Source organism: Nocardia sp. NBC_01499 (assembly GCF_045040275.1).
Classification (GTDB): Bacteria; Actinomycetota; Actinomycetes; order Mycobacteriales; family Mycobacteriaceae; genus Nocardia.
Map to the genome: position 1 here is coordinate 566365 of NZ_CP109426.1, position 17462 is coordinate 583826.

The 17462-nt window shown below is 67.0% G+C and carries 13 protein-coding genes and 1 pseudogene; 7 read left to right on the forward strand and 7 right to left on the reverse strand.

Going from position 1 to position 17462, the window contains the following annotated elements:
- The first annotated feature begins 503 nt into the window (after positions 1 to 503).
- Together OG203_RS02605 and OG203_RS02610 are read left to right on the forward strand one after the other, a co-directional pair.
- On the forward strand, positions 504 to 1112 hold the full coding sequence (locus OG203_RS02605) for a TetR family transcriptional regulator (protein WP_405164033.1): 609 nt from the start codon (positions 504 to 506) through the stop codon (positions 1110 to 1112).
- 32 nt (positions 1113 to 1144) lie between these two features.
- Positions 1145 to 1810 carry an enoyl-CoA hydratase-related protein gene (locus OG203_RS02610; protein ID WP_405164034.1) on the forward strand — a complete coding sequence of 222 codons (666 nt, stop codon included), beginning with the start codon at positions 1145 to 1147 and terminating at the stop codon, positions 1808 to 1810.
- Position 1811: 1 nt separating this feature from the next.
- Here the strand turns inward: OG203_RS02610 and OG203_RS02615 are convergent, their stop codons facing one another.
- Both OG203_RS02615 and OG203_RS02620 read right to left on the reverse strand, forming a co-directional pair.
- On the reverse strand, positions 1812 to 2918 hold the full coding sequence (locus tag OG203_RS02615; RefSeq protein WP_405167754.1) for an AI-2E family transporter: 1107 nt from the start codon (positions 2916 to 2918) through the stop codon (positions 1812 to 1814).
- A gap of 31 nt (positions 2919 to 2949) precedes the next feature.
- Entirely contained in the window at positions 2950 to 3249 is a 300-nt protein-coding gene (locus OG203_RS02620; RefSeq protein ID WP_405167755.1) for an endonuclease domain-containing protein, read from the reverse strand.
- 182 nt (positions 3250 to 3431) lie between these two features.
- On the opposite strand from OG203_RS02620, the gene OG203_RS02625 reads away from it, so the two are divergent.
- Positions 3432 to 4214, forward strand: coding sequence for a crotonase/enoyl-CoA hydratase family protein (locus tag OG203_RS02625; protein ID WP_405164035.1), 783 nt, complete (start codon positions 3432 to 3434; stop codon positions 4212 to 4214).
- Positions 4215 to 4652: 438 nt separating this feature from the next.
- Here the strand turns inward: OG203_RS02625 and OG203_RS02630 are convergent, their stop codons facing one another.
- From OG203_RS02630 to OG203_RS02640, 3 genes are all read right to left on the reverse strand, one after another.
- A complete protein-coding gene (locus OG203_RS02630; RefSeq protein WP_405164036.1) occupies positions 4653 to 5357 on the reverse strand; it encodes a dienelactone hydrolase family protein in 705 nt (234 codons plus the stop codon).
- A gap of 465 nt (positions 5358 to 5822) precedes the next feature.
- On the reverse strand, positions 5823 to 6446 hold the full coding sequence (locus OG203_RS02635) for a TetR/AcrR family transcriptional regulator (protein WP_405164037.1): 624 nt from the start codon (positions 6444 to 6446) through the stop codon (positions 5823 to 5825).
- A 10-nt stretch (positions 6447 to 6456) separates the two neighbouring features.
- A complete protein-coding gene (locus OG203_RS02640; protein ID WP_405167756.1) occupies positions 6457 to 8961 on the reverse strand; it encodes a copper-translocating P-type ATPase in 2505 nt (834 codons plus the stop codon).
- Positions 8962 to 9000: 39 nt separating this feature from the next.
- Here OG203_RS02640 and OG203_RS02645 point away from each other — a divergent pair, with 39 nt between their 5' ends.
- On the forward strand, positions 9001 to 9975 hold the full coding sequence (locus OG203_RS02645) for a hypothetical protein (protein ID WP_405168215.1): 975 nt from the start codon (positions 9001 to 9003) through the stop codon (positions 9973 to 9975).
- 132 nt (positions 9976 to 10107) lie between these two features.
- On the opposite strand, the pseudogene OG203_RS02650 reads toward OG203_RS02645, so the two are convergent.
- A pseudogene (locus tag OG203_RS02650) lies at positions 10108 to 10416 on the reverse strand (heavy-metal-associated domain-containing protein); the annotation flags it as partial.
- A 20-nt stretch (positions 10417 to 10436) separates the two neighbouring features.
- Between OG203_RS02650 and OG203_RS02655 the strand changes: the two are divergent.
- The gene (locus OG203_RS02655; protein ID WP_405164038.1) at positions 10437 to 11222 is read left to right on the forward strand and encodes a GNAT family N-acetyltransferase; all 786 of its coding nucleotides are present in this window, start codon (positions 10437 to 10439) and stop codon (positions 11220 to 11222) included.
- Between the two features lie 793 nt (positions 11223 to 12015).
- Positions 12016 to 13830 (forward strand): fatty acid--CoA ligase FadD11, encoded by a 1815-nt coding sequence (gene fadD11, locus OG203_RS02660; protein ID WP_405164039.1) that lies wholly within the window; start codon positions 12016 to 12018, stop codon positions 13828 to 13830.
- Between the two features lie 732 nt (positions 13831 to 14562).
- On the opposite strand, the gene mshC is transcribed toward fadD11, so the two are convergent.
- Entirely contained in the window at positions 14563 to 15801 is a 1239-nt protein-coding gene (mshC, locus tag OG203_RS02665; RefSeq protein ID WP_405164040.1) for a cysteine--1-D-myo-inosityl 2-amino-2-deoxy-alpha-D-glucopyranoside ligase, read from the reverse strand.
- A gap of 1224 nt (positions 15802 to 17025) precedes the next feature.
- On the opposite strand from mshC, the gene OG203_RS02670 reads away from it, so the two are divergent.
- On the forward strand, positions 17026 to 17406 hold the full coding sequence (locus OG203_RS02670) for a DoxX family protein (RefSeq protein ID WP_405164041.1): 381 nt from the start codon (positions 17026 to 17028) through the stop codon (positions 17404 to 17406).
- The last annotated feature ends 56 nt before the right edge of the window (positions 17407 to 17462 follow it).

Below are 17462 nucleotides of genomic sequence, written 5' to 3' on the forward strand. Positions count from 1 at the left end.
GAGCCACGCGGCCACGTCGGATTACCGACGGGACCTAGCGCCCACGCCCGAACCACCGGCGCGAACCACGCGGCCACACCCGACTACCGACGAAACCGAGCACCCCCGCATGAACCACCGGAGCGAACCACGCGACCAGGCCCAATTACCGACCGGACCGACATGCGCGCCGCCGCGCCCACTATCGGCAGGACCTAGCGCCCATGCCTGAACCACCGGCGTGAACCGCGCGGCCACACCCGACGACCGACGAAACCGAGCACCCACGCGTGAACCACTGGAAGCGAGCCACGCGGCCAGGCCCTATTACCGACCGGATCGATATGCGCGCCACTATCGGCGGGACCTAGCGCCCACGCCTGAACCACCGGCGCGAACCATGCGGCCACGCCGATTACCGGCGAGACCGAGAGTGCGCGCCGAATAGCGAACGCAAGAGCACGGATCGGGGACTGCGGCCGCTCGATCCAATAGCAGAGCAATCGCTCTGTTATTGTGTTTCTATGCCTCGCCCCCGGACGCACGATCCCGACATCGTGCTCGATGCTGCGGAGTCGCTGGCCGTGCGGTCGGGTCCGGCCGCGGTCACCACTCGCGCCGTCGCGGCGGCGACCGGGGTGTCCAACGGGGCCATCTATCACACGTTCGGTTCGCGGGCGGAGTTGCTCGGCCGCACCTGGTTGCGGGCCGCGCACCGGTTTCTGGCCTTGCAGTCCGCGCTGGTCGACGCCGCGCTGGACGGGCCCGACCGGCAGGACGGTATCGACGCCGTGATCGCCGCGGCCGAGGCACCGGTCGTGTTCGCCGAGAAGTTCCCGACCTCATCACGGCTACTGCTCACAGTCGAGCGTGACGAACTGCTCGGCGAGGTGCCCGACGCCATCGCAACCGAGCTCGCGGATACCGACAAGGTGTTGGTGGAGTTGATGATCCGACTGTCCCGGCACCTGTGGGATCGCGGCGACGGTCGCGCGGTCGACGTACTCAATCTGTGCCTCGTCGACCTACCGACCGCGATCCTGCTGCGCCGCAACAGGTTTACTAATCCCCTTGCCCGCGACCAACTTCGCGCGGCAGTACGGGCCGTGCTCGCACTAGGCCCACCGCAATGAATGCTCCATCCACCCGCAACCCGAGGAACCCCATGCCGTCTCTCAGCTACCACGACAAGATCGCCGTTCTAGACCTCGGCGACGACGAAAACCGTTTCTCGCCAACCTTTCTCGACGCGATGAACACTCACCTCGACACCGTGCTCGCCAACGGCGCACAGGGCCTGGTCACCACCGCCAGCGGAAAGTTCTATTCCAACGGTCTCGATCTGGACTGGCTAGGCGGCAACGGCGACCGCGCCGACTGGTACATCGGCGAGGTCCAGGCACTCTTCGCGCGTGTACTGGCCCTGCCCGTCCCTACCGCCGCCGCCTTGCCCGGCCACGCGTTCGGCGCGGGCGCCATGCTCGCCATCGCCCATGACTACCGCGTCATGCGGGCCGACCGCGGCTACTTCTGTTTCCCCGAGGTCGACATCCACATTCCGTTCACCGCGGGCATGGCCGCGCTCATCCAAGCCAAGCTCACGCCGAAGACCGCGGTCGCCTCGATGACCACCGGCCGTCGCTTCGGCGGAAACGACGCTCTCGCAGTCGATATCGTCGACGCCACCGCCGCCGAGGGCGCGATCACCGACGCCGCCCTCGCCATGCTCGCTCCGCTCGGCGGCAAGGACCCGAACACCCTCGGCGCCATCAAGAACACCATGTTCGCCGACGCCATCGCCGCGCTTTCGGCTGCCCGCCAACCTAATTGAGCTACTTCGGTGCCGGCTGAACCTCGTCGTCCGACGCCAGCGGCGCGGCGGTGACCACATCGATCTGCTCGCCGATGTAGCGGACCACCACCGCGACCACCGCAACGACCGGCACGGCGAGGAACGCACCGACGATCCCATACAGTGAACTGCCCGCGGTGACGGCAAGCAACACCAGCACCGCGTGCAGTTTCATGCTCCGACTCTGCAAAACCGGTTGCAGCACATTGCCTTCCAGCTGCTGCACCGCGACGATGATGCCGAGCACGATCAACGCGGTGGTGAACCCGTTGCCGACCAGCGCGACGAGCACCGCGAGCGCACCGGCCACGAACGCGCCGACCATCGGGACGAAACCACCGATGAACGTGATCACCGCGAGCACCAGCGCCAACGGGACGCCGAGGATCACCAGCCCGGCACCGATGAACACCGCGTCGATCAAACTGACCAGCGCTTGGGTCCGGATGAAGCCGCCGAGGGTGGCCCAGATCCGATCCAGCACCTCCTCGACATGACGGCCGCTGCGGCTGCCGAGCACGGCATGCAGCCAGGGCAGCAGCCGCGGCCCGTCCTTGACGAAGAAGAAGCTCAGTACGAGCACCAGAAACAGGGTGATGAGCACCGACGTCGCCGTCGACACCCCGCTGAACACGCCACCCGCGATCTGCGCGGCGCTCGACTGCAACCGGGACACGATCGCGTCGACCGCGGAGGTGAGTTGCTCGTCGCCGATCCGCAGCGGCGGTCCCTGCATCCAGTCGCGCACCTGATTGACGCCCGCGGTGGACTTGTCGGCGAGGTCCGGCGCCTGGTCGACCACCGACGGCACGATCAGCGCGATCACTCCGGCCAGCGCTCCGACGAACACGACCATCGTGATGCTCGCCGCCAGCGCCGGACGCAAGCCGCGCTGCGTGAGCCACCGGGTCGGCGGCCACAGCACGGTCGCGACGACGATCGCGAGCGCGACCGGCAGGATGACCACCCACAGTTTCGCGAGCAGATACATCAGCACCCACGCGCCCGCCGCGATCGCGACAACGCACAGCGCCCATTTGGCGAGCCAGAGCAGTCCGGACCCGATCACGTCGCCGCGATCCGGCACCGCGTGACTACCGGTGCTCGCGTCCGTGTTTTCAGGCTTGCCGGTGTTGTGCTGAATGTCTTCGCTCGGCCCACTCACGCGGCAAGTCTCGCATGGGGCCGATGCCCGAACCGGTCATTGCGTGCCGTGCGGCGCGGTCCTTGGTGCGGTCGAATCGCGCCTGGCCGAACCACAATTCCGAGCGGCCGGTCAGCCCTGAGCTGATCGCCCTCGCGTGCAGGGCTTGGTCATCGCCGAATGCACCGAGACCGGCATCGCGCGGCGGGCAGAGGAGACCTAGAACCGCGCCCGAGGTGTGATCGTGATCAACGGCGAGCGGTGTCGTTATCAGCCGTTATTCGAGGAGGTTGAGCGCACCACCCGATGCGCCGTTGAACTCCAGCACTGCCGTTCAGCATTGAACGTAAGCAGTCCCGTCGAGCATGACAGCTCGCCGTCCGCTGACCGGGATTCGGTGCGATGCCCCCGCCAGGCCCCGGTAGGTTCGAATGATCTTCTGAAGGAGGGCCAACCTTGACCGCCGCAGCAACGCTGGAACGCAAGGGGCATATCGCCGTCATCACCTTGAATCGCCCCGAGGCGATGAATGCGGTGAATGCCGCGTTGTCGAGCGCGGTGGGTGCCGCGCTGGACGAGCTCGCCGCCGATCCCGGGCTGCGGGTCGGGGTGATCACCGGCGCCGGGCGCGCGTTCTGCGCCGGGGCCGACCTCAAGGATTTGGCGCGCGGCATCGGGATTCACGATCCGGCGCATCCGGAGTACGGATTCGCCGGACTGGTACAGCATTTCGTCGACAAGCCGCTCATCGCGGCTGTCAACGGGTTCGCCCTCGGCGGTGGCACCGAGATCGTGCTCGCCAGTGATCTCGCGGTGATGAGCGAGGAAGCGTCGCTCGGATTGCCCGAGGTGAAGCGCGGATTGGTCGCCGCCGCAGGCGGATTGCTGCGGATGCCGCGCGCGGTACCGCCGAAGATCGCACTCGAGATGGCGTTGACCGGCACCCCGATCGATGCCGCGAGCGCCGCGCGCTGGGGGCTCGTCAACCGAGTGGTGCCCGCCGACCAGGTGCTGACCACCGCATTCGAACTGGCCGAGACCATCGCCGCCAACGCACCGCTGGCGGTTCGCGCCTCCAAGCGAATCATGCACCGCGTCAACGACTTCGGCTCCGATTGGGATACCCCGATCTGGCAGATGAGTCTCGAGGAAGCGGGCCCGGTGTTCATCAGCAAGGATGCCCTCGAAGGTCCCCGCGCGTTCGCCGAAAAGCGCGCGCCGCAGTGGAGCGGCGAGTAAGCGCTCGTACCTGAGTTCTGACCGATACCGAATGGAGCGTGCTCGAACCACTACCGCCGTGATCAGTCACGGGTGGCCGCAGCCGAGCGCGGCGATCATCGAGTCCCGAACTGCGAGCCCACTTCTCCACCATCGAACTGACGTGGGCCGACGGCGGGTAAACCGGACGACTGGTCCAGTGGGCGAAACCGATACCCGCCCCGACAGTCACGAAGCCGGGACGGACTCCGCACGGCACAGGGTAAGGAACTCTCCCGCAGCGGTCCCGATTGATCCAAGTCGGGCGCACGGTCACAGCCCGAGAGGCCTCCTTCACCACCGAGCGGCGAGCCGACCAAGATCATGGGGAACTGGTGGCGGCATTGTCCGAGAGAGCCCCGCCACCAGTTCCCCATGATCTTGAACGCGAACAGCGATTCGCGCGGACGGCCCCTGGGGTCAGGGCTTTTCGGCTCCGGTGAGGTGGGTGTCGAAGAAGCTGAAGATGCGGTCCCAGGCGTCGCGGGAGGCATCCTCGCTGTAACCGAGGCCGGTGACGCGCAGCAGCGGGTCGACGGGGGTGACGTTGGCGAAGGCGTGGGTGACCTTCGGGTAGACCTTGATGTCGTGGTCGACGCCGAGTACGGTCAACGCTTCGTCCAGTTTGCGTGGCGCACCGATCAGGATCGGGTCGCGTTGTCCATAGCTGGCGACCACCGGGCAGGCGCCCTCGAGCATGGCGCGATAGTCGCCGTACAGCGACGGGTAGAACGGCGCGGACGCGTCAAAACCCTTCGGCGCGACCAACAACGCGAACCCACCGCCCATGCAGAATCCGACAACGGCGGTGCGCCCGGTGCAATCGGGTTCGGCGACCAGCCAATCGCGGGCGGCCAGCACGTCACGTACCGGCGGTCCGTCTCCGGTGAACACCAGCGCCCGATAGATCGTCCGGATACAGCGCACCCGCCCGCGCGAAAACAGATTCGGCGCGATCGTCAGATACCCGTAGTCGGCCAGCATCCGCACGGTCCGCCGCAGATCCGCACTGAACCCCACCCCATCGTGGAGCACCACCACCCCCGGCCACGGTCCCTCCCCGGACGGCCGCGCCACTATCGCCTCGAGCCGGCCGTCAGGCGCGGTGAGCTCAATCGTCTCCATGCTCACCGAATCTAGGTCAGTGTCTCAGACATGTACAGCACGAAGTGCGCGCGACCGTCGAAGGCGCGCTCGACGCTCACGCTGAATTTCGGCGCCCCTGCATAGCTCGGCGCCGTGCCGCGAGTGACGTGGCCGTGCACTGTGGGCGGTAGGCAACCGATTCCGATCCGATGCGGCACGCAGAAGACGGTGTGCCACCACCGGCCCGCCAGGCCCGCCAACACACTCGTACGCAGATCCGCCTTCTCGACACCCCAGATGATGACGGTATGCGCCGAGCTGCGGGCCGCCTATGTGTCACGCAACCGACTCGAATGCGTGCGCAGCCCTAAACGGCACCCCCATCCGCCAACGCGACAACCAAGACTGGACCCGCGCCATACCTCAGCCGCGTCCCCTCGACGAGTGCGCTGCACCTTCGGGCCCGCCGCGCACACGATTGACGGACATCCGTTGGCTAGCCGATCAGTGCGGCGCGACGGCGGCCAGCATGCTGCGGGCGAAACGTTCGTAGCGGTCCACGTTGAACTGTTCAGGGTCGGTGAGGACCTGATGACCGGCCCGCTCCCCCGCAGCGATCAGGGACATGGCCAGCAGTTCCAGATCCATATCGGCAAGACCGGGGCGGCGATCGCGACCCCATTCGAGCAGAGCGCGCATCTGATCGAGCGCGAATTGCATTGCGGCCTCGGACCGTTCGCGGACCTGACTCGGGGCGTCGACGGCAGGGAGCAGGAGCAACCGCCACGAATCGGGGTTGGCGAGGACCGCGGTGAGCAGGTTCTTCATCGCCGCGACGAGGATGTCGTCGAACTCGGCGTCGTCGGCGAAAACAGGCATCGCCTCGGCCAGGGTGGCGAGCGCACGCTGCCCTTCGCGGTCGAAGAGTGCGAGCAGCAGCGGTTCCACGCCTGGATACGCCGCGTAGACACGGGGTTTGGCCAGTTCGGCCTCGCGGGAGATCGCCTCCATGGTGATCGCCGCGTAGCCGTGGCGGGTAACCAGCCGTAGGGCGGCGTCGAGCACCTGCTCGCGGCGCACCTCCAGCTGCATCCGCGGCTGGCGGGGGCGTTTTACAGGCTGACTCACCGTGTTCACCTTAGTCGTCCGCCGAGGATCGACCGGGCAGGCGGAGGCGTTTGAGCGACACCGCGTTCAGGGCGACGATGATGCTCGAACCGGACATCGACATGGCGGCGATCTCGGGACGCAGGGTGAAACCGAAGGCCGGGACGAACACGCCCGCGGCGATGGGCAGGGCGATGGTGTTGTAGCCGACGGCCCAGGCCAGGTTCTGGTGCATCTTGCGCAGGGTGCCACGGCCGATGCGCAGGGCGGTGGGGACGTCGAGTGGGTCGGAGCGCATCAGGACGAGGTCGGCGGTCTCGATGGCGACGTCGGTACCCGCGCCGATCGCGATGCCGAGATCGGCGCCCGCCAACGCGGGGGCATCGTTGACACCGTCGCCGACCATCGCGACCTTGCGGCCCGCACGCTGCAGCTCGGCGATTTTCGCGGCCTTGTCGCCAGGCAGGACCTCCGCGATTACGGTGTCGATACCGAGATCGGCGGCGATGCGTTCGGCGGTCGCGCGATTGTCGCCGGTCAACATCACCACCTCGATACCGAGATCGTGCAGCTCGGCGACCGCCGCGGCGGAGGTCTCGCGCGGTGCGTCGGCGAGGGCGATCACCGCGACGGCAGTGCCGTCGATCGCGGCGAGGACGGCGGTGTGGCCGGAGTCGGTTAGCCGATCACGTTGCGCAGCAAGCGATCCGATATCGATGTGCGCACGCTCGAACAGGCGGCGGTTGCCGACGACGACGCGGTGGCCGTCGACCTCGGCGATCGCGCCATGGCCGGGGACGTTCTCGAACTTCTCGGCGGACAACCTCGGACTGCCGACGGTTTCAGCGTGCGTACCGTGACCGAGCTCGTCGGTCGACACACTCGCGCCGCGTCGGCGTCCGTCGGCCTCAGCGATAGATTCTTTCTCGGACGCCTGGGCAGCGAATCCAGCTGTGCCACTGAGGGTTTCGGCATGGTTGCCATCGGCGACACGATGACCGGGAACGTCGGTCTGGCCGGGTTGCGGCGCGCCAGCCGACCCTATTGCACGGCCGGTGGTTTCGGAGCCGCTGCCGTCGATACCGTTGTCGGTCATGGCGGGGACCGCGCGGCCGAGGGTGAGGTCGGATACGCCCCCGACCCGCGTTGCGGCACCCAGTGTTTCGGCACGCTCACCGTCGGCGACGCGACGGCCAGGAACGCCTGTGTGGCTTGGGTTGGGCGCCGTCGTGTCCGCTACTCCTCTTGCGCGGCCAGCGATTTCGGAGCCGCTGCCGTCGACCGCGCGACTGCCGTCGAACCTGGCATGGGCCGAGCGGCCGAGGGTGGGGTCGGATACGCCTTCGACTCGCGTAGCGACACCCAGGTTTTCGGCGTAACGGACGATTGCGGCGGCCAGCGGGTGTTCGGACTCGCGTTCTACCGCGGCGACCAGGCGCAGCACATCGTCGGCTGAATACCCTTCTGCTGTAACCACATCCGTGACTTCCGGTGCACCCTTGGTCAGGGTGCCGGTCTTGTCCATTACAACCGTTTGGATGCGGGCCGCGGCCTCCAGTGCCAGCGCATTCTTGAACAGCACACCGCGTTTCGCGCCGAGGCCGGTGCCGACCATGATGGCGGTCGGGGTGGCGAGGCCGAGGGCGTCGGGGCAGGTGATCACCACGACGGTGATCGCGAACAGCATCGCCTTGGCGAAGGACGCACCGACCAGCAACCACACCGCGAAGGTCAAGGCGCCGCCGATCAGAGCGACCAGCACCAGCCAGAAAGCCGCGCGGTCTGCCAACTTCTGGCCAGGCGCCTTCGAATTCTGTGCCTGCTGAACCAGTTCCACGATCTGCGCCAGCGCGGTATCCGCCCCGACCTTGGTCGCGCGAACTCGTAAGGTGCCGTTGGTGTTCAGCGACGCGCCGATGACCGTCGAGCCCGGCTCCTTGTGCACCGGCATGCTCTCGCCGGTCACCATCGACTCGTCGACCTCGCTGTCGCCTTCCTCCACGACGCCGTCGACGGCGATCTTCGCGCCGGGGCGCACCAGCAACAGGTCACCGACCACCACCTCGGCGGTCGGCACCTCGACCGGCGTGCCGTCGCGGATCACCTCCGCTTTGGGTGGCGCCAAATCCAGCAGCGCGCGGATCGCGTCGTTGGCCCCGCCCCGAGCCCGCATCTCGAACCAATGACCAAGCAGCACAAAGGTTGCCAACATCGTCGAGGCCTCATAGAACACCTCGCCACCGCCGGTCAGCGTGATCGCCAGCGAATACAGCCAGCCCGCCCCGATCCCCACCGCGACCAACACCATCATGTCCAACGTGCGCGCACGCAACGCCGCCACCGCGCCGGTAAAGAAGATCGCCGACGAATAGAAGATCACCGGCAAACTCAACACCAGCGCCCAAATGTCCTGCCGCATCCCGAACGGCACCGGCAGATGCACCCCGAACATGTCACTAGCCATCGGCGACCACAACATCACCAACACCGCGAACACCGCCGCAACCACAAACCGATTCCGCATATCAGCAGCCATGTCCGCCATGGACATCCCGCCATGCCCCGCATGCCCCGCATGCCCCGCGTGATCGGCGTGATCGGCGTGATCGGCACGGACGCCATGCCCCGCATGCCCACCATGGCCAGCGTGATCGGCGCGGTCGTTATGCCCCGCATGCCCGCCATGCACCGCGTGATCGGCGCGGTCGCCATGCCCCGTGTGATCGGCATCCGCATCCTGGGTGGCCGCAGCAGCACGCACATCGTGGTGCGCATGCATGTCGTGCCTGGCGTGATCGGCCTGTTCACCATGCCCGGTGCGATCGCCATGCCCGGTGTGATCAACATCCGCGTCGTGGATGGCCGCAGCAGCACGCACATCGTGGTGCGCATGCATGTCGTGCCTGGCGTGATCGGCGTGTCCACCATGCCCGGTGCGATCGCCATGCCCGGTGTGATCAACATCCGCGTCGTGGATGGGCGCGGCAGCACGCACATCGTGGTCGGCGTGCGCGTCTTGCCCGTCGGACCTAGTCGCATCAGCATGTCCCGCATTCGCAGCGTGATCCCCGTGCGCATCGAGATCATCGCGCCGGGCATGAGAGTCACGCTCACCGTTATCCGCATACTCGACATGCGCGACCTGCGCGACCTGCTCGGCCCGCTCGACATGCTCGACATGCTCGACATGCTCGACATGCTCGACATGCTCGACATGCTCGACATGCTCGACATGCTCGACATGCTCGACATGCTCGACATGCTCGACATGCTCGACATGCTCGACATGCTCGACATGCGCATCGTGATCGACGTACGCATCGTGATCGCCGTGTCCGATCGGCGCACCAGATCCGCCATGGGTGACAGCTGCCCGTGCGGTGCCTTCGGCGCGGGTCGGCGGACTGCCCGGCGCAGCCGCACCGCCCGGCGCTACGACAGCAGCGTCGGACATCTGATGCGTGGTTGCGCCACCAGCAGCCGGGCGAACGTGGGTCGAAGCGGTGTCGGAGGCGCGGTGGGCAGGGGTGGATGTCGCGGCGATCCCTGAGGACGTATAGCCGTCGGTGCGCGGCTCGAGCAGTGGATCGCAGATGTGGGTTGGGACTGAGCGGCCGGCGCATTGGTATCCGCAGTCGCGGACCCAACCGGCGAGTTCGGCGACCGAGGTGATGGTGGGGTCGTAGGCGATGGTGGCGGTTTGGGCGGTTGGGTTGGCGGCGACGTCGAGGACGCCGGGCCTGCGGCGGAGTACGGCGGTGACGACGTTGGCTTGGCTGGCCCAGCGGACGCCGCGCACGTCGAGGACGACGGTGCGGCGTTGTGGGTCACGGTGCTGCGGGTCGTGGTTCACGTGCGTCACTCCTCGGTCGGAAAGCTCGGCTCGATGGATCGAGTCGAGGCGTGCCGTCGGCAAGATCGACCATATACCCCTACGGGGTAGGTGTCTAACGTAAATCGCCGACGCCGAAGCGCGAAAACCAGTTGCCATGGGCTCGTACTGTCTAATTCGTGGCAGACATCACCAGCTTGCTCGCGGCCTACGACGAGCAGATGCGCGGGGCACCGCGCAACCTCCCCAGCGGCGTCATCTGGGAACAGGACGGTCCGGTGATCCGCGTCGTCGGAAAGTTTCGCGGGTTCGTCAGCGGCCCGCGCGACGTGGAAGTCCGTGGCGCCGAACTGGATCGGCTGATCGAGCGCCAGCGCGACTACTTCGCGGCCAGGGGCGAGGCGGTCGAGTGGTCCGCCCACGGCCACGACCTCCCCGAGAACCTCCCAGACCGTCTGCTGGCCGCGGGATTCGTTCCCGAGGATCAGGAGACCATTCTCATCGCCACGGTTTCCGAACTGCCCGCCGAAGCCACCCCGCCGGACGGAGTCCACCTTCGCGAGGTAGCCGCGGCACCTGACCTGCACCGCATCGCCGCCATGGAATCGACCGTGTGGGGCAAGGATATGAGCTGGCTCGGCGACGACCTGATCGGGCGCGTCACCGCCGCCCCCGACGACACCACCGTCCTTGTCGCGGAAGCCGACGGCGAAGTGGTCTCGGCGGCGTGGATGGTCGTCAATACGGGCACCGAGTTCGCGGGCCTATGGGGCGGCTCCACCCTCCCCGCCTGGCGCGGCAAGGGAATCTACCGAGCACTGGTCGCCGCCCGCACCGAAATCGCCAGCGCCCGAGGCATCCGATACCTCCAGGTAGACGCCTCGGACGACAGCGCCCCCATCCTCCGCCACCTAGGTTTCCACGCCGTCGGCACCACCACGCCCTACGTCTGGACCCAACCCTGACCGAATACCCGCGCTCGAAATGCCCACGGCTGGAACGGATTCGACGCCGACATCGACTTACACGTCGCGACCAAGCTAACTTGACGCGCGGGAAGTGCTGGGAGGCTGACGGATTCACCGCTGGCGGCCCCAGCGCATCGGCCTGACCACTGGGCCCCCTCACCGGTCAGGAATGGCCATGCCAAAACGCGAGCGGGCAAGCCGTGATGTCCCTTAGCGCACGAGCTTAACCACCGAGCCCTCATCGATCGGGCACGGACGTACCAGAACCCGAGTAGACCGGCCGCGATATCCCATTCGGCGCGAGGCCCGAGCGGACTTCGCCGCCGAGTGGGACATGCGGCGCAAGAGTGCGAGTGAGCACGCCGTGATGTCCCGAAGCGCACCAGCTTGGCCACCGAGCCCTCGCCTACAGGGACATGTCAGTATGCGAGTGGACCCACCGCGATGTCCCATTCGGCGAGAGGCTCGCGCGTGTCGACGGCACTCGAATCTTTCGGGTGCCGCCGACAGCGCGACCTGATCGCCGAGCGGGACATGGTGGCGCGAAAGTGCGAGTGAGCGCGCCGTCATGTCCCCTTCGGCGCGAGGCTCGCGCGACCTGACCGCCGAGTGGGACATGGTGGTGTGAAAGTGCGAGTGGGCACGCCGTGGTGTGCCGTTCGGCGAGCCGATGGTTGTCGTTGGCGGTGCTTGCGTACGACGCGCGGAAATCGACAGAAACGTCCACGTGTCGGTTCACGGCATTTACCGTCTCAGAAAGATAGACAGCTGTATTGAACGGGGTTGTGCGATGACCGAACCTAATACTTCCTGTGCCGCGTTTCAGCGGGTTGCATCCATCGATCCCGACGCGGTTGCGGTCCGGTCGATCGGCGGCAAGCAGAGTTTGACCTGGCGAGAGTATGCCGCGCAGGTGCGGGAGATCGCGGCGGGGTTGAGTGCGCTCGGCGTCGGGCGCGGGGACACGGTCGCGTTGATGATGGCCAATCGGGTCGAGTTCTATCCGCTCGAAGTGGGCGCGCAGCATGCCGGGGCCACTTCGTTTTCCGTGTACAACACGTTGGTCCCGGAGCAGTTGAACTATGTGTTCGACAACGCGGGCAATCGGGTGGTGATCTGCGAGGCGCAGTATGTGGACCGGATCCGGTCGTGCGGGGTGCCGATCGAGACCATCGTATGCCTGGACGGCGCACCGGACGCGACGATCAGTGTCGCGGAACTGAAGTCGTTGGGGCGCAGCGATTTCGACTTCGAGGCAAGCTGGCGCGCGGTACAGCCCGACGACGTGGTAACGCTGTGTTACACCTCCGGAACCACCGGCAACCCGAAGGGCGTCGAACTCACCCACGCCAACCTGCTGTTCGACGCACACGCTTTCTGCTCAGTGCTACCAGTCGAATTCGGCGATCGGCAGACCTCGTATCTGCCGACCGCGCACATGGCCGACCGATTCACCGCGCTGTATCTGCAAGAGGTGTTCGGCACCCAGATCACCGTCGTGCCCGATCGCAACCAGCTGCTCGCCGCGCTACTGGACGCCAGGCCGACTATCTGGGGCGCCGTCCCGCGCGTGTGGGAAAAGTTCAAGGCCGCACTGGAATTCGCGGTCGCCAACGAGCCCGACGACGCCTTCCGCGCCGGCCTGCAATGGGCGCTCGGCGTCGCCGCGCGCAAGGCCACCGCGGAGCTCAACGGCGAACCGGTCGATGACGCGCTCGCCGCTGAATGGGCAAGGGCCGACGACGCCGTACTGTCCAAGCTGCGCGCGAAACTCGGTCTGGACCAAGTGAAGTGGGCGATGTCGGGGGCCGCCCCGATTCCGCCGGAGACGCTCGGTTTCTTCTTCGGCCTCGGCATCCCCATCTCCGAAGTGTGGGGCATGTCCGAGGTGACCTGTATCGCCACCGTCAGCTCTCCCGAGGAAGCCAGGCTCGGCACGGTCGGCAGACTGCTGCCCGGCCTCGAAGCCACCATCGCCGACGACGGCGAATTCCTCATCCGCGGGCCCTCGATCATGCGCGCCTACCGCGCCGAACCGGCCAAGACCGCCGAAGCGCTCGACGCCGACGGCTGGCTGCGCACCGGCGACATCCTCACCCAGGACGCCGACGGATACCTGCGCGTCGTCGACCGCAAGAAGGAACTCATCATCAACTCCGCCGGAAAGAATATGTCCCCGGCCAACATCGAGAACGCCATCAAGGCCGCGACCCCGCTGATCGGCTCCATCGCCGCCATCGGCGACCGGCGCCCCTTCAACACCGCGCTCATCGTCATCGACGCCGAAACCGCCGAACCCTATGCCGCACAACATGGTTTAGCCGATGCCTCCGCCGCCGCCCTGGCCGCCCACCCTCGTGTGATCGCCGAAATCGCCCGCGGCGTAGCGGCAGGCAACACCAAACTGTCCCGGATAGAACAGATCAAACGCTTCACCATCCTCCCCGCCTTCTGGGAACCCGGCGGCGACGAAATCACCCTCACCATGAAACTCCGCCGCAAACCCATCGCCACCAAATACGCCCCCGACATCGACCGCCTGTACTCCCCCGACCTAGCCCCCGGAGTCCACGAACCCACCACCCCCGCCGAAACCATCGCCTAGCAGAACGGGGCGCCCGAGGGCCAGCTCGCGTCTGAGCGCCACCATGCCCCTCGGCAGCCAGCTCCCAGAGTCTCCCGCCGAGCGGGACACCATGGCGGGCCTACTCGCACTTTCGCGCCACTATGTCCCGCTCGACGACCAACGCACCCGAACTTCCCACCGAACGGGACATGGTGGCGGGCCTACTCGCACTTTCGCGCCACTATGTCCCGCTCGGTGAAGAGGAAGTGCGTCGGCTGGGGTGGGCTGGGTCCCGTTCGGCGCATGCAGGCGACGCCGGTTGGCGGTGCGCGCTGCGCTGGGAGGTGTTGGTGGGGTGGGGAGTTCGTCGATTACCGCGGGAAGGTCAGGCGGTCTAGGCGGATGTAGTCGGTGGGGTCGTGGAGGGAGCGGAGTTCGGGACGGTGGGAGGTGGGGATGCGGGTTAGTTCGTTGTGGCCCACTCGGCGTTCGTCACGTCCGACCAGATGCGCCATCCAGGTTCGACGCGCCGGTCTTCGACGCCAGCGAGGCGGCCTGACGCACGATTCGGTGCGGCACATCACCCGCCACACGCTGTGCCGTACCCGGTCCCGCAGCGGACGTATCCAGCGAGCGGCAGTGTCACATGGTCGTCCAATGCTGTCGGCCGCCGGCGCACCGCGTCACCATTCCTCGCACACTTACCTGTCTCCTCGCACATCCCTGGCGTTCTGTGGGGTATGCGAAGCGACAATCAGATGCCCGAAGGAGCTACAGGCTGATGCCGAGGAGGGCGTCGACAGCGGCGGCGATCGAAGCGGGGGCCTCGGTGTCGGGACCGCCGTAGTCCAGAGCTTGGCGGGCCCAATTGTCCAGGGCGTCTAGGGCTTTGGGGGTGTCGAGGTCGTCGGACAGGTGTCGGCGGAGGCGGGCGATGGTGTCGGCGGAGGCGGGGCCGGCGGGTAGGGCGGTTGCGCGGCGCCACAGGTCGAGGCGGGTTTTGGCCTGCTCGAGGACCGCGTCGGTCCACATGCGGTCCTGGCGGTAGTGGCCGGACAGCAGGCCCAAGCGGATAGCGGCCGGGTCGACGCCGCTGCGGCGCAACGTGGAGACCAGGACGAGGTTGCCCTTCGACTTCGACATCTTCTCGCCGTCGAGGCCGATCAAACCGGCGTGCACGTAGTGGCGGGCGAAGCGGCGGCCCGCGATGAGCGACTCCGCGTGTGCGGCGGAGTATTCGTGGTGCGGGTAGATGAGGTCGCTGCCGCCGCCCTGGATGTCGAACTCGGGGCCGATGCGGTTGAGCGCGATCGCCGAACACTCGATGTGCCAGCCGGGGCGACCGGCACCGAACGGGGCGGGCCAGGACGGCTCGCCGGGACGTTCGGCACGCCACAGCAGCGCGTCGATGGTGTCGCGCTTGCCTGGACGGTCGGGGTCGCCGCCGCGTTCGGCGAACAGTCGCTCCATGGTGGCGCGGTCGTAGCCGGATTCGTAGCCGAACTGCTCGGTGGCGTCGGCGCGGAAGTACACGTCGGGGAACTCGGCGTCGTCGACGATGTATGCCGCACCCGAAGCGAGCAGCTTCTGCACGAATTCGATGACCTCGTCGACGGATTCGATGGCGCCGATGTACTCGCGCGGGGGCACGATGCGCAGCGCGGACATGTCCTCGCGGAACAGATTGATCTCACGGGTGCCGAGTTCGCGCCAATCCAGGCCGTCGCGCTCGGCTCGCTCGAACAGCGGGTCATCGACGTCGGTTACGTTTTGCACGTAGTGCACCTCGTGGCCCGCGTCGCGCAACACTCGGTTGACCAGATCGAAGGTCAGGTAGGTGGCGGCGTGACCGAGGTGGGTGGCGTCGTAAGGGGTGATCCCGCAGACGTACATGGTGGCGGTGGCACCGGGTGTCACCGGCCGCACCTGACGGTCGGCGGTGTCGTACAACCGCAACGGTGGCCCTGCTCCGGGGATGGTGGGTAGGGCTGTATCGGACCAGGACTGCATGATTCGAGGGTAAAGGTGTGGTCGAGATCCTTGCCGCCCGCCCCGTCCCATCGTCCGCCACACGCCGCTGACCTGCCACTCCCGACCTGCGTTTTTCAGCAAATCATGGGATGTCAAGATTTTCGCTCTCGCAGAATCAGCTGTCGGCGGACCCGCCGCCACGCACGTCCCGGCGGCACCGCGCGCCACCGAACTAACCGCCGACGGTATCGCCCCGGCCGCGCAAGAGCAACGAGAAATCCCGAGCCGATCGATGGTGCCATCACCCATGATCAGCACACCACGCGGACATGCACCCACTGCCGACTCCGGTGCGACCGGCGCCGAACTCGCCATTGAGATAGTCCCGCAACGGTATTCGGCGCCACTGATGCCGTGGGGCGGCAGATCTGCAGTGCGCAGCGGGCGGCTGAGCATGTGACGGCGGACCGTTCCGCGCAACCGCGGCGAGGCTCAATGGGAGGCTCCACGAGGCGAGCGGCTTGGGCCGACCGGCAGCTGAGCACGACGGGCGGCTGGGCGCCATGACGGCGGACAGCTCCACGCAACGGCAGCTTCTACGAGGCGGGCGGCGGGGCGCGACGGCAGTTGGGCGCGAGGCGGTTGGCGCCGTGGCGGCGGATTGCTTCGGGCAACGGCGACTGAGCGCAAGGCGCAGCTCCATGAGGCAGGCAGCTGGGCGCCATGACGGCGGACGGCTTCGGCAACGGCGACTCTGCGTGGCAGGCGGCTCCGCGCAACGAGCGACCACGGGAGGCGAGGCAGTTCCGCACAGCGACCGCGCGAGGCTGCGGCTACGCGCAGCAGGTGACTGAACGCCGTGACAAGCCGGGCGGCTGCACGCAACGGGCCGCTGGGCGCCGTGACTGCGGACGGCGGGTGCTGAGCACAGTCGCCCGCTCGGCGCAGCCGGCGACTGCGCGAGGCACGCCGCTGGGCGAGGTGAGCGGCTCGGCCAGGTGAGCGGCTGGGCCAGGTGGGCGAACCGCATTCGATTTCGGGTGCGGGGAATCGACGGGCGTGCGGGTGCGGGGTATGGCGTAGGTCACGTGGAGGTGGTGTCACACGGAGTGGGGTGGCGGCATCTTATGTCCGACCAGTTAGCCCGTCGGGCGGCCGATTAGCCCATCGAACAGTTGAGATGAATGTCTGCCCGGGCGGGGCGACGGTGAATTCGGGTAGCTCGGCTGCGGCTGAGTTGCCGATGACTTGAAGGAGAAGCTCGTGAACGTCAGTTTGTGGATCGCGGCCGGAGTGCTGGCTGTGGTCGCTCTTGTTGGCGGTATCAGTAAGACGTTTGTGCCTAAGCAGAAGCTGGGCGAGGCCCCTGGTGGGGAGTGGACCGCGCATGCGGGGGCTGGGTTCATCAAAACCCTTGGGGTTCTTGAACTTCTGGCCGCTGTCGGTCTGATTCTGCCCGCTGTGCTCGATATCGCGCCGGTGCTGGTGCCGGTGACTGCCGCCTGCTGGGTGTTGCTGATGGTCGGCGCGATGATCATCCATTTCCGCGATGGCGGATTCAAGTTCGTGGTGCTGAATCTGGCGTACCTTGCCGTGGCCGTGTTCGTGGCCTGGGGTCGTTTCGGACCTCAGTCCTTCAGCTGACCCTGGAACCGAGGGAGACAAACCGGCAGTGCGTGCGGCTTCGCACGCACTGCCGA